A 22,505-nucleotide genomic window follows, 5' to 3' on the forward strand; every position below is an offset into this window, starting at 1 on the left:
TATTTCAGGGTTTGATTCATTCCGTTTGGATAAAAAGTTGCCCGATGCGCGGGCAGGACACATCGGGCATGGGGGTTAGGTAATTCTGCAGACTTTGTTAAGGGCGTCCCCGTCAACAAAAATTACCATGCGAAAGTTAAATTTGTTTTAATATTTTGTCAAGTAAAGATTGATGCAGAAAAAGATTTTTATTTATTAACTCGTCTGAATTTCATGTAAAACGTTGTTCCGGCACCTTCAATGCTCTCAAACCATATCTCACCGTTCATTAATTCAACAAATTTTTTTGTTATCGCGAGTCCAAGCCCGTTTCCTTCGAATTTCCTTGAAAGTCCCTCGCTTGCCTGTCTGAATGGTGAAAATATATTTTGCCTGAATGAATCAGGTATTCCTATCCCGGTATCCGCTACTTTTATTACAAATGAATGATCGATCTGCTCAAGTGAAAGATCAATATGTCCTTTTTCTGTAAACTTGATTGCGTTGTTGATAACATAATTCACAGATTTATTAAATAGTGATTCATCCGCGAACACAAACGCGGAATCAATTCCATTGGAATAGTTAAACGTTAATTTTTTTGCTTCTGCCTGCGCAATAAATGGTGAAATAATTTCCTTTAGTATCGGAGCGATATTTAACTCACATATTCTTACAGGCTGTTGACTAGATTCAATTTTTGATATATCTATTATTGAATTAAGAGTATCATTCAGGCGTTTTGCACTATTCAGTATCAATTCGGAAAATTCTTTTATTTCCGGTTCATTTGATTCCTCATTAATAATTGATGCGCCTCCGAGTATACCCACAAGCGGTGTTCTTAATTCATGACTCATATTTGCAAGGAAAGCGCTCTTTAGCTTGTTCATTTCCTCAGCTTTTTCCTTGGCTTTTAATAGTTCGGACTCCATTATTTTTCGTTCAGTGACATCTTCCTTAACAGCAACGAAATGCAGTATCTCACCGGTATCGTTTTTAACCGGTGAGATGACTGCTGTTTCCCAGTACAGTGCACCATTCTTCTTCCTGTTTAAGAATTCTCCTCTCCATTCTTCACCATTTAAAATGGTTTGCCACATCTGTTCATAAATTTCTTTAGGTGTTTGTCCTGACTGAAGTATTCGTGGATTTTGTCCGGTAACTTCCTCACGTGTGTACCCGGTAAGTTCAAGGCACTTGGGATTTGCATATTCTATATTTCCATTGATGTCCGTGATTACTACAGATGTAGGACTTTGTTCAATGGATCTGAATAATAATTTTATCTGTTCTTCATGTTTTTTTAGATTGCTCATATCCCGGATAATTGCCTGTACCAACCCGTTATTATCCATATTTATTTTTTTAAGGCTGACTTCAACATTCAAGGGCTGTTCAAAAAACCTGTAATGTTCCCATTCAAATCGCACAAACCCGTTTTCGTTACACTTCTTCAGGTAGTATTCAGAAATGATTTCCGAAATGCTTCCATCCGGTTGAATTGCAGGTGATAAATCTGCCGGCATTTTTCCAATTATAGAATTTTCATCCATTCCGAATAATTCTTCTGCCGCCGGGTTGCAGTCAAGAATTCTATAAGTTTCAGGATCAATCAAAAGTATAGCATCATTGGCAAGTTCATACAGTGACCGGAATTTCAATTCTGAATCGGCTATCTGTTTCTGTATTTTTTTTCTTTCAGTTATATCAAGGGCTGTGCAGAATATCATTTCCTGATCATTAAACTTTATACCCGTTGCTGAAATTTCAGCATCGATAGTAGTTCCGTTTTTCATTTTCATTGTCGATTCGAACAGGTTTGGTTTTTCAAACACTTCTTTTTTTGCTATCTGAAAAACTTCGCCGGAGTAAGATTCATTCCAATCGGAAACATTTAGCATAAGGGCTTCATCCGAGGTATAACCAAGCAGTTTACAAAATGCATCGTTCGCCTGAATTACATTTCCGTTTCCATCAAGTATATGAACAGCCGCCGCAGTAGATTTTAACAAAGTATCATACCTTAAATTCTGATACCTGATGGTTTCTTCCATTAGTTTTATTTCAGAGATGTCGGTAACGGATCCTACAAACCCGCTGGTATTTCCTTCGCTATCAAATTCAGAAGTAACACTGCCAAGTACCCAAACAATGGAGTTGTCTGATTTTATTAATCGGTATTCAGCCGAAATGGTCTCGTTATTTTCGAGCAATTGTTTCCACTTGTTCAGAACAAGATCTTTATCAGCCGGGTAGATTGATTTTAACCATCCTTTGCCAAATGCTTCATCAGGAGTCATCCCTGTCAGCTCGCACCATTTTTCATTTACATACAAACAGTTTCCCGCAAAGTCTGCCCGGTACATTCCCACAGGTAAAAATTTTGCTAAGGACTTGTAACGGTGTTCACTTTTTTCAAGTGATTTCTGAATCATTATTCTTTTGGTGATATCCCTTGCAGAACTGTATATGAACTCGATATTCTGGCTTCTGTCAAAATGAATTATCCGTGTCTGTTCCATCCAAACGGTGTGACCATCCTTTGCAATGTATCGTATCACCTGACTTTTTTGTTCACTGGGACTTTTGTAATTGCCGAATATATTTGCCGAGTCATCCGGGTGAATTAATTGCAGTTCAAATAACGGGTTGTTGTAAAATTCCTCGGGCTTATATCCAAGAACATTTTCAAGAGAAGGACTGACAAATTCAAAATGAAGTTTTGGTGTTGTACGGTAAATGTAAATCACATCATCACTTGTTTCGGCAAATGTCCTGAATCTCTGTTCGCTCTTCCTCAAAGAATCCGCTGCTGATTGTCTTTCAGAAATGTCTCTGACAATTGCCTGAATATATTTTTGCCCGTCAACCTGAAAAAATCGTGAGCTTACTTCTACGGGGAATGTTTTTCCGTTTTTAGTTTTATGGCTGGTTTCAAAAATGTAACCATCGTGTTCATTTATATGCTTCAGATGCTCTTCGAAATAAGTTCTTTCACTTTCAATCCGCACATCACCGGAATGCATTGTTAAAAATTCTTCTTTTGAATAACCATAAACATTGCACGCTTTTTCATTTGCGTCAAGAATTTTTCCTTCTTCATTAATGAGGAAAATCATGTCATTAGCGTACTTACTTAGAAAATCATTATAGGTCTGGAGTTTGTTCTTTTCGGTTTCAAGTTTAAGTTGTTCTTTATAAAATTTTGCTGTGTTTACCTTCCATTGCCCGATTATTATTGAAAGTACTGCCGCGAATAAAATTACCGCCGAAATAAAAATATAAATTCGTGCAGGAGAAAGGGACAGATCTATTTCGCTCTTATTTATCTTGGATACGATAACGTAGTTCGTTCCCGGTATCGAATCTACATAAGCCAGCACTTCATCATTTTTGTAATCGAAGCCTTCTACAATTCCACGTTTACCTTTAATTGCCATCGATGCGGGAAGGGAATCGGACATCGGAGTTTCAAGTTTTAGATCAACAGTTTTTTCATTTATCAGTTTGCTGATAAACCTGACATTATCACCGTCCTGTGTGGCAATAAGAGTTTCACCTGTTGATGTGGAAAATGGCCATTTGGGAACTGCCAGAGTAAAAATATTTTTTAGGGAGAATTCAGTTATTAAACTGCCGACAAATTTATGATTCCGATAAACCGGAACCATGATACTATGGTGAATATCATAATCTTCAGGCTGATGGATTTCAGAGATCTCAATTTTCCCGGATAGTTTTGCACGGGCTAAAAGTGGTTCAATGGATTCATAGAATACTTTATGCGTGTCAGCTATGGAATAAATTAATTCATATTTTGAATCAACGAGAGAAATATTCAATAGCTCATCGCTGTACCTGTAGTGCGAAATGGATTTTACAAGTGCTTCAATATCAGATTTACCTGCTGATCCCGTATTTGCGGAAATCAGAAAATCAGCAATGCGTTTATCGTTGGAAATCATTTTAGCGTAATCAAGCCGCTCGTCATTCCATTTAACAAGGATGTCTTTTTTTAATTCGGTGAGTGCTTCGAGTGAGGCAGCATATCCATCAACGACTGCGGTTTGTCTGTAGTCGTAATAAAATATTGATATCGCTGCAATAACCATTGCTAATCCTGAAATCAGGATATAATATTTTCGCGGAAACCTGTTAAAATTCTTCATTTTTTTAGCCAGCTAACTTTAACTCGGATACAACATAGTAAGCTCTTAATTGAGGGTCAGTAGTGTGAAAAATGAATTTGCAGTAGTATTTGAACTACAATATTTTCAGATATTTGCTTAGTCATAACAAATAATTACGTGAAAATTTAACGGGACTAACTTCTGATAGTTTTTTATTGGCATATAGCACTTTAAATTATATCGCTGTATTTTTTGATCACAATTCTATCAGTTAGTCAAATGCAGGGTTTTTGTGAAAGCATATATTAAAATATCCATAGCGTATCTTCTCATTGCAGGGATATGGATTATCACATCTGATTCAATTCTAAGTCTCTTCGCACAAAATCAGGCTGAACTAACAAATTTACAAACGTATAAAGGATGGTTCTTCGTCATTGTTACATCTTTGCTGCTGTTTACAATGCTGCGAAGATGGATGAATAATCTGGAACGTGCATATCTGAGTGAGAAGCAATCCAGGATAAATCTTGAAGCTGCAGAATTGAAACTCCGTAAAGAAGATGAACTGAACCGGGTATTGATTCAGCAGGCAGCCGATGGAATTTTTGTAACCGATGAAAAAGGAATGTTGACTGACGTAAACACTAAAGCGTGTGAGATACTGTCAGTTGAAAAGGAAAAAATAATCGGAAGGAATCTTTCAGAAATTTTCAGCACAACTTCGGAAGACAATAAATCTGCTACTGAACATTCCCAAATGTCCTGGAAGGGTGAAAGATTAATCCAGGGCGATGGCTCCTCAGTAAAATACATCGAGTTAAATACCGCTAAACTTTCAGACAACAGAATGATGGTGATTGCACGTGATATTTCTGTAAGAAGGAAAACTCAACAGGAGCTTAAAGAAATGAATGATACACTGCAGGGTATTGTTCATGCATCGCCGGCAGCTATAATTTTATTGGATAGAGATGGAAGAGTCGGACAGATTTGGAATAAAGCGGCTGAAGAGATCTTTCAATGGAAGAGGGAAGATGTTATCGGGAAATTCCTTCCAATAGTTCCACAGAATAAAAAGGAGGAGTTCTTTACTTTCTTTAGTAAGCTTGTTGCAGGTGAAGCACTCTATGGAGTGGAAGTTGTCCGACAGAGGAAGGACGGAAATCCGGTTCACTTGAATTTATCAGCAGCACCGCTATTTAACTCTTCCGGAAATGTGCATCAGATAGTGGCTGTGGTTACAGACATTACTGATAAAGTTTTGGCGAGGGAAGAAATTCAGGCATCAGAAAAAAAATTAAGATCACTTGCAAGGTACCTGCAGAATGTTCGTGAACAGGAACGTGCCGCTATTGCACGTGAGCTGCACGATGAATTGGGTCAGATACTTACTTCACTCAAAATTTCATTGAACTTTCTCAGCAGGGAAATCATTCAGAATAAGGGTAAGTTCGATGAGGAAAATTTTAAGAATGAAATGAACTCAATGAATGAGATGATTAATCAATCCACGATGCGGTTAAGAAAACTTATTTCAGAACTAAGAACCGATATACTGGATAACCTTGGATTGTTAAGCGCCATTGATTATGAGGTAAAACAATTCTCAGCTAACAGCGATATAAAATGTTCATTCAAATCAGAAAATTTTGATGATGAGGTCAATAAAGAAAAAGCAAATACGATACTCAGGGTAATGCAGGAATCATTTACTAACATTAAGAAACATTCCAGAGCAGCAAACGTTTCTGCAAGTCTGATAAAAAACAACGGAAGTATTTTATTGACTATCAAAGACGACGGCGAAGGTTTTGACACACAAATTTTAAAAAGTAAAGAAACATTCGGGATACTTGGTATGAAAGAAAGAGCGCAATCGATGGATGGTAAACTGACAGTTGAGAGTATGCCCGGAAATGGAACCACAGTAATTTTAGAATTGCATGGTGAAGCTTAAAAATGCAAAAAGTTAAAACCGTAATTGTAGATGATCATATTCTTATCCGTGAAGGATTAAAAAAACTATTAGGCAGTCAGCAGGAATTTGAGATTGTTGGAGAATATAACCTCGCCGCATCTGCAATTGACTATATTCAGGATAATGAAGTTGATCTTTTGATACTGGATATTAATCTGCCTGACAAATCAGGGATTGATGTACTTAATCACTTGAAGGAAATAAAATCCGGGCTGAAGATTCTTGTCTTGAGTGCATACCCTTAGGAACAATATGCTGAACGTGTTTTCAGAAGCGGGGCAATGGGATATGTTACCAAGGATTCAGCATCAGAAGAATTACTGATTGCAATAAAGAAAATTATCAGCGGGGGAAGATACGTAAGCAGTAAACTTGCGGATATGATAGCAACGAGGATTGATTTCGACATGAATAAAAAACTTCATGAAAAATTATCTGAACGGGAATTTCAAATTATGATCATGATTGCAAAGGGGATTAGCCAGGCTGATATTGCGGCACAGCTTTCATTGAGCCCGACTACAATTAATACTTATCGAACCCGCATACTTGATAAACTTAATCTTAAATCTAACGCCGAAATGATTCACTACGCGATCAGGAACAACCTCGTTCAATAATTCTTTTCACACTAATTCTATTTCATCAATGCTTCCGGCGATAAAGACAAGATCATTTTCGCTGTGCATACTCACCGGATGAAGATAATATTTTGATTTTAGTTCGCCGATTTCACAATAAAGATATGCGGGTATCTTCAGGTAATAATTCAAACAGTTCCCATCTGAAAAGCTTGATCTGAAGAGAGTCATCCCTTCAGGCTGGTTGATGCAATTGAAAGACTTCTCGAACGCTCTGTGCAGCATTGGATCCAGTGAATGATATTGGTTGTCATCAGGCAGTTTTATTTTGTACCAGGTTATAATTTTTTCAATTAACATAATCGTGTTTTTATTTTATTATCGAAAAATATTACCCGGTTTGAATAGAAGTCTTGATACAATTACTGTAGGATAAATCCTACTCATCACCTTCCACGTGAAGCAATTTCAAAACTGCAGGCGCAAAAGTTTTAGCAATTTTGTATTCAGCAAATAGATTTTGTGGATCAAAGGGGAAGTGAGGAGGAATTCTTAAATAGAAATAACTATATCGTTTGTCCAATGCCTTGTCTTTAAAAAGTGACATCCCTTGCGGTCTTGCTAGTTGCGTGAAGAACACACGGAAATCATTTAAAAATTTTTTTTCTTTTGAATTTGTACTGATGGAAAATTTAATACAATACCAGGTCATGTTACGCCAATTATTTTTCGGTATTATCGGAGAAATGCCGGGAAAGTTTAAACAAAAAAATGCCCGAAGTACCGGGCAGGAATACTTCGGGCTGGGGGTTATAATTCTGCTTTTTATTTTCTACTGCAGATAGAAAAACAGAATTACACTGCTAATATAAAAATTAAATCTCATTTATCAATATAGATTTTAGGTCAATAAAAATATTTTTTATCAATTGACCGGGGTCAATTTTTGATCCAGGTAATTATTAGAACTCTTCACCCGGAGAGAAACCTTCCTGCTCAATCTGGTCACGTTTTGGTTTATAATTATTAAAATTCCATCTTATACTTAGCATGACAAATGGCGATTCTCTTTCAAAATAGTTGTAGTTATAAAAGTCCGGACCCTGGGAAGTGAATTCGTGTTTTGCAGTACCAAATATGTCCCTGACCTGAAGAGTTAGTGACAATTTCCGGTTAAAAAGATCGTGCTTGACAGCTGCATCGGAAGAGAAAAATCCTTCACTTCTACCCTGAGATGAAACAGTGGGGCTGTTGTAGTTTACATTAAACTGCATACTTGTCGCCGTACCTAACCTGAAAACATTATTGATTCGTCCGTTCCAGTTGTTGCTGTTTCTTGAAAATGCTTGTGAGTTAAGGACACCCTCTACTTTATAGTTATAAACATTCGCCATTATATTCAGATTCCAGAAGTCGAAGGGATCGGCAATGATCATGAATTCGCTGCCTATTGCATAATCTGATCCAATGTTCTGTACTGAGTTTAATGTTACATTCTGCTGATAGACAGATCTTACGTTCTCTACTTTATTATTAGTCTTTCTGTAATAAACTTCCGCTGAAACAGAAACCTTACCAATAAAGGATTGTATTCCTGTTTCATACGAATCGATGAATTCCGGTTGAAGTGCCGGATTACCAATCCTTACGTTATTTGCATCCATCCAAGTAAGAAACGGTTCAAGCTGCCAACCTCTTGCTCTTTCAATCCGTCGTGTATAGCTTGCCATCAATTGTGTTCCTTCACTGAACTTATATGAGGCATGTAAAGTCGGGAAAAAATCCCACCTGTCGATTTTAAATTCCTGACTCTGTTTTAACAGTTCTATAGTCCGGTATGTATATTCTCCTCTGACTCCTGCCTGAATGCCTAACGGGGAAAATTCATCTGAGTAAATTGAATAAATAGAATGTCCGCTTTCATTGTAGCGTGTCCTGTTTGAGAACTGATCTAACAATTCAAAAATACCAGTCTGAGGATTAAACTCGGAAAGATCATTTCCTTCATCAGAGATTTCAATTTCACCGTCGTAGCCTGCTTCAAATTTATTTTTTTCTGAAAAGGGAAGTGTGTAATCAATCTTGCCTTCGAATTCTTTTGAAGGACCAAACTCCCTTGTTCTCCTTCCCCCAGTTTGAATATTATTTTCAATCTCACGGGTCAAAGTAAATTCATCTGATTCATCGTAACCAAAATTAAATTCAGTTTTCAATTCATGTCCTTTTACACCGAGGTTTTTTATATAACTGAAGTTCGCTGAATAAAAATCTCCGTTTCTTTCCCTCTCACTGTTACTGGTAAAGTATGAATGCTGCGGGTTAGCCAGCGACCACTCCTGGAAGTTAAGGTTTGAATTTCTCTTACCATCCCTAGAACCATATCTTATTCCCAATCCGACAAAATCATTTTCACTGAATTTTAATTCAAGACCTCCGCGCAGTCCATAAGCTATTCTTCCCCATTCAGCTGAACCGCTGGAGTTAAGGAATGATGTTGAACTACTTGTTATAAAGCGGTTTTCTTCACGGCTGCTTCCGGGAAAAATCCTCTTGTTAAAGTCCACGCCGAAAGTTGTTGTAATTGTTTCGGAGCGGTTTTCAAATAGGAAATCACCGCCATACTTATCGTTTAACCCGACATTGGTATTTAATATTCCGCTCATTCCAACATTTTGATTTTTCTTTAACAGAATATTAATTATTCCCGCTGTGCCGTCAGGATCATATTTAGCTGAAGGATTGGTAATGATCTCAATTTTTTCAATTGAACTTGCAGGTATTTGCTGAAGTACATCCTGTCCATTCATTACTGAAGGTCTTCCATCGATAAGGACAGTAAAGTTTGAACTGCCCCTAAGACTTACGTTGCCTTCAATATCAACTGTAACTGATGGAACATTCTCAAGCACATCCGCAGCATTGCCAGAAATAACCGTTTGCATTTTAGAAACATCAACAACTTTTTTATCGATGTGATATGTTACGGGAGAACGGTCACCCTCAACAACTACATTTTCAAGATTAATTGCTGTGGGCGAAATTTTAATGTTATTAAGATTAACTTCGTTTGCTGATGATGTTATTTCAAATTCGAATCTTTCATCTTCATAACCAATAAACCTTACATCAAGGTAATACGAACCCGTTCTAATTCCAGTCAATGAAAACCTACCGGTTTTATCCGTAATGGTTCCGCCTCTCATCAGGGAGTCGTTAGTTGAAAACAAAACGATGTTGGCATATTCTATCGGCTCCCCGGAAAGCGCATCAAATACAAATCCGGAAACAGTTCCGGTTGAAAGATTGCCTGTTGGTTGGGAAAAAGAAGTAATTGTGAGAAAGAAAAATATTATTATCAATTTAGATCTAATCATCGCGCATATCCTGGTTTTATATTCGGTTGTATGACAGTCCGGCGGGTAAATTAGTTTAAAGAGCCGGTAGAAAAATTTTAATCGCTATAAATGAAAAATTTCTTTCCAAAGATAAGATTTCTTTAGAACAAAAATAGTGCTATCCGTGGTACTCCACACGGTGTTCAGATTCGTTCAATGATATTCTAAGTTATATTACTTTGAAAAGCGAATAGTATTTGGAAAGTAAATTGCCCGGAAGCACTGTTACATTCTTTCTGTGATAAATCAGACTATCCTCTTCGAATAATGCAGGTGTGAGAATGAAAATTTTTCCTTTAGGATTTTTTTCCTCTTCATCCCTTAAATAACTGTTTATTGATGCAGCATCTGCATTTTCTGTTGTAAGACATTTAGCTGACAGTTTAACTTCCTGACCGAATTTTACGGCACTGCCCGATATATTTATATCATTTGGAATAGGAGTGGGTTCTGATTTCAGATTTTTATATCCAAGTTTAGTAAAGAACTGAATTGATTTTTCAATGAACTCAGCGTTTGAAAATTTTTGAATCTTCGTTAATGTACTGATAATTTTTGCTTCTTCGCGGCTCTTATCATAATCACTTGCTACATCAAGTATCTTTAACCATTCATCATTCGTTATCAGATCATTTATCATTTCCGGGGTAAGGAACTCTATAATGTTTTCCTCGCCGAGTCCCTTGTCAAACAACATCTCTTTTATTTTTTCTTCAATAGTTCCCTTAACAAAATAATTAATCGAGTTCAACATCTCGAATTGTGCCGGATTATTTTTGTCCGGGTTGTTTACGTTTTCTTCCGTCTTTATTGTAGATACGGGGTTCCACCATTGATCAAAATTTATTAGATAAGATGCCTGACCAAGATTTACTTTCACTCTGTCGGTTTTTACTCCGGCAATAAATGCTGTAACACTTTTATCTGTTGAGAATGATTTTATTGCCGATTCCATTTCTTTCATCGACATACCCGATTGATAACTTACAAAGTTGATTCCTAATTTTTTAAATAGACTTTCTATCCTTTTTACTCCAAGCTTATCATACTGTGAAAAGATAACGACCTTTTTATTATTCTTTACAATGATATCCATGTGTTTTTGGAGCAACTCTGATTTGCCGCTCGATTCAGCGTTAGCGCCAAAATTGCAGACTTGCTTTAACTGGTGCAGAAGTGTAAATACATTCGACTGAATCAGGAATGGGTTTCCGGCATCAACTAATTTTATTATTCTTTCTCTTCCGAGTTCAAGTGTATTATCGTATTCAATTTTCTGAACATCATCTAACGGAACCCAATAGTCCTGCCGCATAACAGGAGGTGTATACTGAGCCAGATCCGTTTTTATTTTTCTTGAAGCAACCAGGTAAGATTTTGCAGCGCTGATCACCGGTTTAAGTATTCCTTCAATTTCATCCTGAATTTTATCAAGAGGCATGTTGGATAAACACCAGATATATTTTGTTTTTATACTTCCGAACAGTTTGCCCAGTTTGTGTTTTGCCTGCGCAAGATTTTGAACGTCATCAAATATCAGGCAGTCAATCTTCTTGAACTTTTCTGAATCAAGAATTTTTGCGTCAAGTCCGCCATAAAATGTTTCGTACGTTGTGAAGTAAACCTGCGATGATTTTTTTAATCCTTTGAGTATTTCGTCCTCAGTTCCGCTTAAATCGGAGATAGAAAGCTCGGGTGCCCACATATTTAAATGCCCGCTCCAGCCAATCGGCATTCCGGTACGTTCGGTCAGGTCATTATCACCGGCAAAATATGACGGAGAAACTATGAGAACATTTTTTATTCTTCCTTTTTTTAGCAGGAGTTTAATTGCAGCAATTGTCGAAACCGTTTTTCCTGTTCCGTATTCATCTGCAAAGAGCACATAATTATTTTCTATTAAAGTCTGAACATCATCTCTCTGGTAATTATAAAGCCTGATAAGCATATCATCCGCAGAATGCATGTCCGCCATCATACTTGGATTTAATACTGACTGCAGTATATGCTCAAGAGATTTTTTATCTGACTTTTTTTCTTTTGCTTTTTCAGGATCTACAATTAAATTTTTCCAGGATTTGCTGCGAACAGCATGCGGAACTTTAAATTTATTGTCCGAGATGACTGATTTATTAAACTGTATGAAAGAATTCTTTTTTACCTTGGCTGTAATTGGCTGAATATTTTTAGCGACGAACATTGAGATTTTTATCTTGTCAATTCCGGTCAGCTTAATTTTGCTGATCTTAGGCAGCTCTTTAATCATATCAAATGGAACCGATACAATCTTTTTGTAAGTGGCATTTTTACTTAATGATTCCACAAGCCTGTCAACATTCAACACATCAATTTGTTTTATCTCAGGGATCGAAGTTAGATTTGGCGGAACTTTTATGTTCCTGAGTTTGATTTTAAATCCTTTAAACGGGTTTACAAACTTATCGTGACTTTTAACTGATACTTTTTTATCGCCGAATCCAAAAGCGTATGAATTTATTTTTGCATTATAGGATTCCGCTGTCAGTTCTTTTGCGTTTAAAAGTTGAATGGTTATTACTTCAGACTGAAGATTGGACAGACAGTCTCTTGTATCAGGGACTTTTAAATCAAGGGATAATTTTTTAATAGCTGCAGAGGGGACAGCAGCCTGAAGGGGTCGGGATTTAATTTCAGGGAATCTTAAGTCAACAGTTCTAAATGCCGGTGTTAAGCAAAACGAAGTTTCGGATTTTTCTTTTTTTTTTCCTTGTAGAACAATTTCAGTTTATCGAATACAAAGGAAGAAGAAAAAAGCATGCTGAATTTAAAATCAGCGTTGAACTTAATTTCTCTTGGAAATGGTTTCCCGAATCCGAAAAATATAGCATTGGTTTTTGACTTAGTCAGGTAAAACTTCTTCGCGTATTTAAGGAGTTTTACTTTAGCAAACTTAATATCTCTTGTTTCGTTTGCCGGTATTTCAATTTCTTTTTTAAGATTATCAAACTGCAAAACACGGCTGGACATCGAACCCGGGTTCATCTCCTCGATTACGGGTCTGCGCAGCCATTTGTGCCAGACAAACTGCTCGGTAGTTTCAACTTCACTTACCGATTGAGCAAGTTTTTTTCTAATCTTTTCGTACATAAGATTATTATTCACCAGTCTTTTCTAAATGAACCTGTTCGCAAGCTATTTTTAAGCGCTCGAAAGGTTCAATTAAATTTCTGTTTTCTGCGATTGCATTTAATCTGTCACGAATTGCAGGTAACTCGGATTCAAACTTCTTTGATGTTTCAATAAATATTTTACCTGAATCGCTGCTCATTGATTTTATTTCTTCTTTAGCCTTGCCGGATCTTCCTTTGTCTTCGTCATCCTTGAAAATTCTTACAACTCTTACTCCCTGTTTATTATTTGCACCAAGGAATAAAGGATCACGTACAAGTATCAGATCAAGTTGTTCATTTATTGCGCCGATAAGAGGTACGGAAATAAGCTCCACAAGTATATGTTCGAGAAGAACATCTCCGTATAATGTTTTCTGGAAGTTAGTAGTTTTGATAGGCGCTGTAACACGGAATTCAAGCGGTTTTGTATCTGCATCGCTGACTAATATGGCACCCATTACTCCGGCATTATTTTCAACGGAGTAAGTTTCAAGAAACGCAATTTTGGCTAATTCCATTTTATCCTCTATTACTTAATTTAATTATTAGTTAATCTAATAATTTTTTCACTATTTTCAATTATGAGCTGTATGCAGGTCAAACTGAATAGCAACATGCCCAATACCATTTTTACAAGTTTTTCATAAAATTTATTAAGAGATAGCATATACAATGCCACAATGTGTTAGAGTTGGATATGAATTGTGATTCTACTCAATGATGATGAAGTTTACATGCATCGCTCGCCAGAGCTTTACTAAAATAATATCGCTGAAAAGATTTGTGTTGCCGGTTGTTCAGTTCACAAAAATTATTTTTGTAAGCCACTTAATAGCCTTTATTTTATTGATAATTATCGATGACAGAAATTTAATTTGAATGTTAACCGGTCAGTTTTAACAAATTATATTTGACCTGAACTTAAATATTTAGAATAAAACTAAAGTGGAAACGATTCTTAAGTTTTGATTCCAGTTATTGTCCAAAAGGTACTTAAAGAATTGTTTTGTATTTGTTTGTTATAGCTTGTGAATTCCATGATTTACCTTTGGAATGTAATTTTTACCACAGTGTAAAATGTTTTTAAGCAATGAAATATCTGTATGCATAGATGAAATTATATCATATATTTATCCATAAAATTTCTATAACTAATTTTAACCTATGCAATGTCCGGCTTGTAAAGATGAACTAATTATTCTCGAACTTAATAAAGTCGAGATAGATTATTGTACTAATTGTTCAGGAATCTGGCTTGATGCCGGTGAACTTGAATTACTATCCGGAAATCAAATAAACGATGAACTTGAGCAGCATTTCAGGGCTGCCGGCGGACTTAAAGAATCAGCCCGGCACTGTCCGATCTGTAATAAACATATGAAAAAATATTTTTTCGGTAAATCAGATGATCTTGTACTTGATGTTTGTGAATACAAACATGGTATCTGGTTTGACAATGACGAACTGAAGCGCGCAGTAAATCTGATTAACTCGGATTCGGGAAACGAGATCTCTGAATTTTTAAACGAAATTTTTAATTATTCAAAAAAATAGCGGAGTAAACAATGATATTTGCTATTGTTCTTATCGTACTTATTGTGATAGTGATATTCTATCTCATTTCTATTTACAATTCACTTGTTGCATTAAGGAACCAGGTGAAAAATGCTTGGTCACAAATTGATGTTCAATTGAAAAGACGTCACGACCTTATACCAAATCTCATTGAGACGGTTAAAGGTTATGTAAAACACGAGAAAGAAACATTAGAGAACATCACACGTTACCGCAGTCAGGCAATGGGTGCAGGAACAATTAGTGAAAAATCAAAAGCCGAAGGATTGCTCAGCGGGGCATTGGGTCAACTGAATGTTGTAGTTGAAAATTATCCTGATCTTAAGGCAAACCAGAACTTTTTAGCATTGCAGGAAGAGTTAACATCAACAGAAAATAAGATTTCATTTTCGCGGCAGAGTTATAATGACCAGGTACTTTTTTATAACAATAAAATTGAAATGTTCCCATCGAACATAATCGCGGGAATGTTCAAGTTTGTTAAAGAAGTATTCTTTGAACTGGAAGACCAAAAAGAAAAAGAAGTTCCGAAAGTGAGTTTCTGATCCGGGTTAAGTAAATATGTGGGAACTGATAAAAAGTAACAGGCGTAAATCGATCATCATTTTTATCGGGATGGGTTTACTGCTTATCCTTTTAGGCTTTCTAATCGGGACTGCCTATATAGGAGATGAAGGTGGTTTTGTTGGAATATTCTTCGCTATAATTCTATGGACCATACTTTCTTCAATAAGTTATTTTGCGGGAAGTTCAATTCTTTTAAGTGTCAGCAAAGCAAAAGAAGTCACCCAATCTGTACATCCGCAATTATTTAACGTTGTTGAAGAAATGAAAATCGCCTCAGCGTTGCCTTACATGCCAAAGATCTACATCATAAATGAAGAAGCCCCAAACGCATTTGCCACAGGTATAAAACCAGAAAAGAGTGCAATCGCAGTAACATCCGGATTATTGTCAAGGTTAAACCGTGATGAACTGCAGGGTGTGATAGCCCATGAAATGGCGCATATCGTTAATCGGGATGTCTTGTTAATGACTTTTGCCGGAGTAATGCTCGGCAGTATTGTAATAATTTCAGAAGTGTTTTTAAGAAGTTTATGGTTAGGCGGAGGCAAACGTTACAGTTCTAAATCCAAAAGCAGTGGTCAGGCTCAGTTGATAATTATGATTGTCGCTTTGGTCTTTGCAATACTCGCACCTATTATAGCAAGGCTACTTTATTTTGCCATCAGCAGGAAGAGAGAATATCTTGCTGATGCCTCAGCCGTCAGGTTCACAAGGTATCCGGAAGGTCTAGCATCAGCTTTAGAAAAAATTTCATCAAGTAATATTGAACTTCCTTCTGCGAACAAAGTCACTGCCCCAATGTATATCATTAATCCTCTTAAGAAAAAGGGGATGAAACTTTCAGATCTTACCAGCACTCATCCTCCCATTTCTGAACGCATTAGAATTTTGAGAAACCTTGGCGGCAATATTGATTATAGATCTTATCAAAATGCTTTTAATAAAGTGCATGGTGGTACATCGAAGATTATTCCCGATTCAGCTATCACAGGTGATACGATGCCATTGATGGCAATTGCACCTGTGGCTTCGGAACAGAAATTTGACTACAAAGAAAATAAGAGGACTGTTGGTGACGCTGTTATGAAGTTGAATGGCTATTCAATTATTAATTGTTCGTGCGGAATGAAATTAAAACTTCCACCAGGTTTTGGTAGTAACAAACCTCAGATAATTTGTCCAAGATGTAAAACTGTACATAAAATTTCTCAGGCAGTTTAAGTAATCTCATTTTGTAATTCTTCTGTATTGAAATAATTTCTGCTCGTAAAAAAAATCCTTCCCTGAAATTATTACAAGTAAAATATTCAGCGATAAATTTTTGCCCTCTTTTTATTGCGGATTACCAACAATTTGTCTCTGGCATATTATTTACTTAAATGCCACAAGCTACCATAGTAATATCCAACTCAAAACTAAATAAAGGCACTCAAGTGAAAAGTGGAAACAACTTTAATAAAATAACCGCGTGGGATGAAACAGCGGCGCGGCACATATTATCAAGAACACTTTTTGGTTATAACCTGCAGGATATTGAGTTCGCCCTCTCAATGACACTTGATGAATTTGTTGATAACCACCTTCTTGCTGATAAGCCCGAACCCGCAAGCCCGGGATTTTGGGTTAATGATACTTCTTCGGATAACCGAACGGAAAGAACAAGAGAATTAATCAACTGGTGGTATTATGTAATGATGAACCAGGGATACTCCCTTCGTGAAAGAATGGTGTTGTTCTGGCATAATCATTTTGTCAGTGATGTTACAAAAGTTGTTCTGCCGCAGAGAATGTACTGGCAAAATAAACTGTTCCGTGATCATGCTATGGGAAATCTTATCGAGTTTACAAAAGCAGTAACATTAGATGCAGCAATGCTTATTTATCTTGATGGAATAAGCAACCGTAAAGGCGCACCCAATGAAAATTATGCACGTGAACTAATGGAACTATTCACGTTAGGAATAGGAAACTATACGGAGACTGATATTCAGGAAGCAGCAAGAGCATTAACAGGCTGGCGGGTTGAAGGATTAACACCTTACTTTACACAATCGCGATTTGATGACGGTGATAAAACTTTTATGAATCAAACCGGAAATTTTACTCATACTGAAATTGTCGATATTATTTTCTCTCAGCCGGCTGCAGCTATGTATTTCTGCAGGGAACTATATTCAGAATTTGTTCACGTTGTTCCCGATGAAACCAATGTTGAAATAATGGCGGAGATTCTCAGATCAAATAATTATGAACTGAAACCGGTTCTGTCAACACTCTTTAAGTCTGTTCTATTTCATTCCGATGAAATCCGGGCTGCAAAAATAAAAAACCCGGTTGAGTTTATACTTGCAACAATGAAACAGTTTAATATAAGCACACCGGACTACAGCTATATGCGTTCAGTTGCGAGCCAGTTAAGACAGGAATTATTCTCACCGCCGAACGTAAGCGGTTGGGATGGTGATAAGACATGGATAAATACAACAACACTTCCGGCAAGAAATATTTATACTGACGCGATAGTAACAGGAAACAAACCCGGCGGCGGTAATTTCACATTTGAAATTGATCTTGTTGAGTATGCAAGAACATTTCCTGAACCGGAAAATGCAGTTCAATTGATAGATGATATAGCAAGAATTTTTATTCAGTTCCCGTTAAGTGAAAACAGGAAAGCATACCTTTTAAATACTTTGCTTGATGGTGCTGAAGTATATGATTGGTCTACCAGCGATCCCAAAGCTGAAGACAGGCTTAAACTTTTCTTTAAAGCGTTAATGAGATTGTCAGAATATCAACTTACATAATTGGAAAGACTTTTATGGATAGAAGATCATTTTTAAGAAACCTTGGAGTAATAACCGGAGCCGGAACTGTCTCAATGGCTCTCGGCAACATTCCCGTTAAAGCATTTGCAAAATCTTTCCTGAATATTCAGGCTGTGAATGGAAAAGTTATTGTACTGCTTCAGATGAGCGGTGGTAATGACGGGTTAAATACAGTAATACCAATTGAAGATAGTATGTACTACAACGCACGACCGAACATCAGGATACTAAAAAATGACGCACTAAGGTTGAATAACCTTACAGGTTTACATCCTTCAATGCAGCCCATCAAATCATTGTATGATGAAGGTAAAGTTGCAGTTGTGCAGAATGTCGGTTATGCAAATCCCGACAGATCGCACTTCCGATCTACTGATATCTGGTTAAGTGCATCAGATTCCAATGTTGTAATTGATGATGGCTGGGTGGGAAGATTTCTTGCAAGAGTATTTCCGGAGTACACCGAATTCAATTTAGATCACCCGATGGCTATACAGATTGGTTCAACACAATCTGCGTTGCTTGAATGTACCTGCCAGGGAACAATGGGAATTTCGTTTGAGAATCCAAATCAATTTTATCAGCTAATAAATGGAAGCACAGCCGATAACGATCCGCCGCCAAACACAATAGCGGGGAATCAGTTAAGATACATCAAAGAAATTGCAGCACGCTCAATACGTTATGCACAAATAATTAAGGAGAAAGCAGACACAGTACAAAACCTGGCTACATATCCAAACTCTCAGTTAGGAAGACAGCTTGCAATCGTTGCTGAACTAATTGCAGGCGGACTTGAGACACCCGTATACTTAACTTCAATCGGTGGATTTGATACACATTCGGGTCAGTCCGGAAGTCATGCAAATCTGTTAGGCGGTATGTCAGAAGCAATAGCAGCCTTCCAGCAGGATCTTGAATTGCTCGGTGTTGCAGACAGAGTTGTACTGATGACTTTCTCTGAATTCGGAAGAAGAGTTGAACAGAACGGCAGCGGCGGTACCGATCACGGAACTGCTGCACCATTATTTGTAATTGGAAAAAATGTTAAAGGCGGAGTGGTTGGAAATAATCCTGACTTAGCTGATCTTGATAATAACGGTGATATAAAATATGAGTATGACTTCAGACAGATTTATGCAACTTTATTAAGAGATCAATTAGGTATGCCTGCCGACAGAATGCCTGAAGTACTGACAAGAAGTTTTGAAACACTGCCATTGATATCTGTTAAGAATATTGCATCTGGCGGACCGAGTGCTTTCCAGATAAGACAGAACTATCCGAATCCGTTTAATCCATACACAACGATAAACTATTCTCTCAGGGTTCCGCAGTCAATAAAATTAAAAGTATTTTCACCTGTCGGTGATGAAGTTGTCACACTAGCAAGTGGTTACCAGGAAGCAGGCAACTACACTGTTCGCTTTGGCGGCGGTGATTATCCAAGCGGTGTTTATTATTGCAGGCTTGAATCAGGTTCTTATCGACAAACAATTAAAATGGTGTTATTAAAATAATTTTTTACTAAATATTTTATTAATGAAAATGCTGAATGACCTTCAGCATTTTTTTTGAATAACATTGATAGAAATGAAAAGCCGGTCAATTAAAACAGAATAAGAATCGTTCATTTGCCGAATAAAAAAAATTAGCACTTGTCAAATATTCACTTCTGCTTTACGATTCAAAATTATTAATACTCAGTTAACAGTTTTAATATTGAAATACTTTGCATGGATTATTACTTTTTGCCCAGCAGATTTTTGATTGATTTATTCAAATCAACTAACAAAAAATTCAGTTTCATTATAAAAAAGTATTGGAGGGTGTATGAACTCCTCAATTGTTGATCACACAAAACTGTACCGCTTACCTTGGACTTTACCAGATAACGCAATCTCCTGGCTCGAACCGACATCAGCCTGTAACTTAGCCTGTGACGGTTGTTACAGGGAGAATGTTAACGACTCGCATAAAACTTTAGATGAAGTAAAACACGAACTTGATGTCTTCCAGAAAATGCGTACATCGGACTGCATATCTATCGCAGGCGGTGATCCACTATTACATCCGCAGATAATTGATATTGTTAGCGATATAAAATCGAGAGGAATAAAACCAGTCTTGAACACAAACGGCAAAGCATTAACTAAAGAACTTCTTACTGAACTTAAAAAAGCCGGAGTGTTTGGATTCACATTTCACGTTGACAGTAAGCAGGGAAGACCCGGCGAATGGAAAGGTAAGAATGAACTTGAACTGAATGAACTCCGTTATCATTATGCAAGAATGCTCGCTGACGCAAAAGGTATTTCATGTTCATTCAACTCGACAGTGTATGAAGATACACTTCAGTTTGTTCCTGATATGATTGAATGGGCTCAGAAGAATATTGATATAGTGCAGACTATGGTATTCATCGCATACAGGTATGTGATTCCTGATATGCCTCTTGACTGGTATGCCGGAGGACAGAAAGTTGACTGGGATAAAATAATGTATCACACAGACAGAGTCAGAAAAGTGGATATTAAATCAACTGATGTTCTTGCAAAGGTAAGAGAAAAATTTCCGGAGTTTACTCCGGCGGCGTATCTTAACGGCACCGAAGCTGCTGATTCATTCAAGTGGATGCTGACTGAAAGGGTTGGAGTGAAAGGCAGAATATTCGGTTATATGGGTCCTAAGTTTATGGAATTTGTGATGAGCAGTTACCACTTCAGAACTGGAAAATATTTGTCGTATGCTTCACCAAAAGAAACAGGATTGGGTAAATCAATTCTTTTGCTGGCTATATTAGATAAAGGTGCTGGAAAGTCTGCAAAGAAATATCTTGGTTATCTTATCGCAAATCCATTCAGGATTTTCAAGAAGCTTCACTTCCAATCAATTATGTTTATACAGCCGGTTGACTTTATGCAGGATGGTGGACAGAATATGTGCGATGGCTGTCCGGACATTACTGTTTGGAACGATAAACTTGTTTACTCGTGCAGACTTGAAGAACCGAAAAAGTTCGGAACGTTTTTACGAAGTGTTCGCAAGGATGTGAATTAGTACAAACTGAATTGATTTAGATTATAATTATCTGAGAACCAATTTATTTTTTCGAAACTGTCGCAGACATGACTGCGACAGTATTATTAAAATTGTACTTTCATTTATTCATTCAATAGCTGCCAGAATCTCACCTAACTTTAGATAGTCTCTTGCTCCTGTTCACTCTATAATTACGAGCTCATAAGTTCTGCTTCCGATACCAAGCATTTCACCATGTTCAAGTGTATGTATTGCATTTTTTTCTTCCATTCTTTTAATCAGATCATGTCCGTCGTGTGCTTTATAAACGAGATCAACACAAGCCTGATCAAGTGCAACAGGATCGTCGGATGATAATATACCGATATCATTCATAGTTGGTTTTGTCGGGTTGTTATTACAATCACAATCAATCGATAAATTGTTCATAACACTTATATAAAGAATCTTGTTACCAAGACTTTCTATAATCGCACCGGCAGCTTCTGCCATTGATTCAAGAAATTTATCCTGTGGTATTGTAAATGCTTTCATAAATTCTGTGGTCTTATCAGTTAAACCAGCAGTGTGTATCCACACTTTACCGCCTGCAGAGGCAATTCCGATAGACATATTTTTTATCGCTCCTCCGAATCCACCCATCTGATGACCTTTGAAGTGAGATAAAATGATAAACGAATCATAGTTCCTGAAATGTGAGCCGACGAAGTCTTCCTTTATATTAACACCTTTATCAAAAGGCAAAGAAATTGAGCTGTCTTCATCAAGGATATCCACATTAGCAATCGCGGTAAAACCATGATCTTCAGCTACCTTTTTATGTGACTCAGTTGTTGACCTTGGACCACCATATGCCGTGTTACATTCAACGATTGTTCCGTTTACTTCGTGGACTAATTCTTTAATCAAATCCGGTGAAAGAAAATTTTTCCCACCCGGTTCGCCTGTACTGATTTTAACTGCGACCTTTCCAGGTAATTTATGATTCAGCGCGTTGTATACAGCCATCAACCCATCGGGAGTAATATTTTTAGTCATATACACAATTGGTTGATTGCCTGTATTTGTTGCGGCAGATTTTTCTGTGTCCAATCCCTGCGGCGCTGCAAGAATATTAACGTTTGAAATGATTAAACCGATAAGAAGAAGAGATTTGATATACTTTAACATTTTTATTCTCCCTTTGTACTTATATAAAAATTTTCTAAGGGAAAACTTACGTCAGTAAAAATGCTGTATCAAGAGCTATTTGTAATTTCTAAAATATTTTTGGTT

17 protein-coding genes are annotated in these 22,505 nt (G+C 37.0%); 9 read left to right on the plus strand and 8 right to left on the minus strand.

All coding sequences use genetic code 11. The features are described from left to right. Positions 1-188: 188 nt before the first annotated feature. Positions 189-4,151, minus strand: coding sequence for a PAS domain S-box protein (locus IPM56_04540; protein ID QQS37227.1), 3,963 nt, complete (start codon positions 4,149-4,151; stop codon positions 189-191). A 253-nt stretch (positions 4,152-4,404) separates the two neighbouring features. Here IPM56_04540 and IPM56_04545 point away from each other — a divergent pair, with 253 nt between their 5' ends. Genes IPM56_04545 through IPM56_04555 form a run of 3 tightly spaced genes read left to right on the plus strand, consistent with a single transcriptional unit; the run spans position 4,405 to position 6,713 of the window. Further along, complete coding sequence (locus IPM56_04545; GenBank protein QQS37228.1) at positions 4,405-6,072, plus strand: PAS domain S-box protein; 1,668 nt, start codon at positions 4,405-4,407, stop codon at positions 6,070-6,072. 2 nt (positions 6,073-6,074) lie between these two features. Next, on the plus strand, positions 6,075-6,338 hold the full coding sequence (locus IPM56_04550; GenBank protein ID QQS37229.1) for a response regulator transcription factor: 264 nt from the start codon (positions 6,075-6,077) through the stop codon (positions 6,336-6,338). Positions 6,339-6,374: 36 nt separating this feature from the next. Continuing rightward, positions 6,375-6,713 (plus strand): hypothetical protein, encoded by a 339-nt coding sequence (locus IPM56_04555; GenBank protein ID QQS37230.1) that lies wholly within the window; start codon positions 6,375-6,377, stop codon positions 6,711-6,713. Between the two features lie 6 nt (positions 6,714-6,719). Here the strand turns inward: IPM56_04555 and IPM56_04560 are convergent, their stop codons facing one another. The 6 genes from IPM56_04560 to IPM56_04585 form a co-directional block, all read right to left on the minus strand. Then, positions 6,720-7,034 carry a hypothetical protein gene (locus tag IPM56_04560; protein ID QQS37231.1) on the minus strand — a complete coding sequence of 105 codons (315 nt, stop codon included), beginning with the start codon at positions 7,032-7,034 and terminating at the stop codon, positions 6,720-6,722. Between the two features lie 79 nt (positions 7,035-7,113). Then, positions 7,114-7,281 (minus strand): hypothetical protein, encoded by a 168-nt coding sequence (locus tag IPM56_04565; GenBank protein ID QQS37232.1) that lies wholly within the window; start codon positions 7,279-7,281, stop codon positions 7,114-7,116. A gap of 355 nt (positions 7,282-7,636) precedes the next feature. Further along, positions 7,637-10,048, minus strand: coding sequence for a TonB-dependent receptor (locus IPM56_04570; protein QQS37233.1), 2,412 nt, complete (start codon positions 10,046-10,048; stop codon positions 7,637-7,639). A gap of 190 nt (positions 10,049-10,238) precedes the next feature. Further along, the gene (locus IPM56_04575; protein ID QQS37234.1) at positions 10,239-12,413 is read right to left on the minus strand and encodes a DEAD/DEAH box helicase; all 2,175 of its coding nucleotides are present in this window, start codon (positions 12,411-12,413) and stop codon (positions 10,239-10,241) included. Between the two features lie 362 nt (positions 12,414-12,775). Beyond that, on the minus strand, positions 12,776-13,210 hold the full coding sequence (locus IPM56_04580) for a hypothetical protein (protein QQS37235.1): 435 nt from the start codon (positions 13,208-13,210) through the stop codon (positions 12,776-12,778). Then, positions 13,203-13,736 (minus strand): hypothetical protein, encoded by a 534-nt coding sequence (locus IPM56_04585; protein ID QQS37236.1) that lies wholly within the window; start codon positions 13,734-13,736, stop codon positions 13,203-13,205. Before IPM56_04585 ends, IPM56_04580 begins: the two co-directional genes overlap by 8 nt. A gap of 646 nt (positions 13,737-14,382) precedes the next feature. Between IPM56_04585 and IPM56_04590 the strand changes: the two genes are divergently transcribed. From IPM56_04590 to IPM56_04615, 6 genes are all read left to right on the plus strand, one after another. Next, the gene (locus IPM56_04590; GenBank protein QQS37237.1) at positions 14,383-14,772 is read left to right on the plus strand and encodes a zf-TFIIB domain-containing protein; all 390 of its coding nucleotides are present in this window, start codon (positions 14,383-14,385) and stop codon (positions 14,770-14,772) included. 11 nt (positions 14,773-14,783) lie between these two features. Beyond that, entirely contained in the window at positions 14,784-15,338 is a 555-nt protein-coding gene (locus IPM56_04595) for a LemA family protein (GenBank protein QQS37238.1), read from the plus strand. 16 nt (positions 15,339-15,354) lie between these two features. Further along, complete coding sequence (locus IPM56_04600; GenBank protein QQS37239.1) at positions 15,355-16,581, plus strand: M48 family metallopeptidase; 1,227 nt, start codon at positions 15,355-15,357, stop codon at positions 16,579-16,581. 239 nt (positions 16,582-16,820) lie between these two features. Beyond that, positions 16,821-18,167 carry a DUF1800 domain-containing protein gene (locus IPM56_04605; GenBank protein QQS38225.1) on the plus strand — a complete coding sequence of 449 codons (1,347 nt, stop codon included), beginning with the start codon at positions 16,821-16,823 and terminating at the stop codon, positions 18,165-18,167. Between the two features lie 14 nt (positions 18,168-18,181). Then, positions 18,182-19,708, plus strand: coding sequence for a DUF1501 domain-containing protein (locus IPM56_04610; GenBank protein ID QQS37240.1), 1,527 nt, complete (start codon positions 18,182-18,184; stop codon positions 19,706-19,708). Positions 19,709-20,021: 313 nt separating this feature from the next. After that, on the plus strand, positions 20,022-21,248 hold the full coding sequence (locus tag IPM56_04615) for a radical SAM protein (GenBank protein QQS37241.1): 1,227 nt from the start codon (positions 20,022-20,024) through the stop codon (positions 21,246-21,248). Between the two features lie 162 nt (positions 21,249-21,410). On the opposite strand, the gene IPM56_04620 is transcribed toward IPM56_04615, so the two are convergent. Continuing rightward, positions 21,411-22,400 (minus strand): DUF362 domain-containing protein, encoded by a 990-nt coding sequence (locus IPM56_04620; GenBank protein QQS37242.1) that lies wholly within the window; start codon positions 22,398-22,400, stop codon positions 21,411-21,413. Positions 22,401-22,505: the final 105 nt, after the last annotated feature.

It is taken from the genome of Ignavibacteriales bacterium (assembly GCA_016700155.1).
GTDB lineage: Bacteria > Bacteroidota > Ignavibacteria > Ignavibacteriales > Ignavibacteriaceae.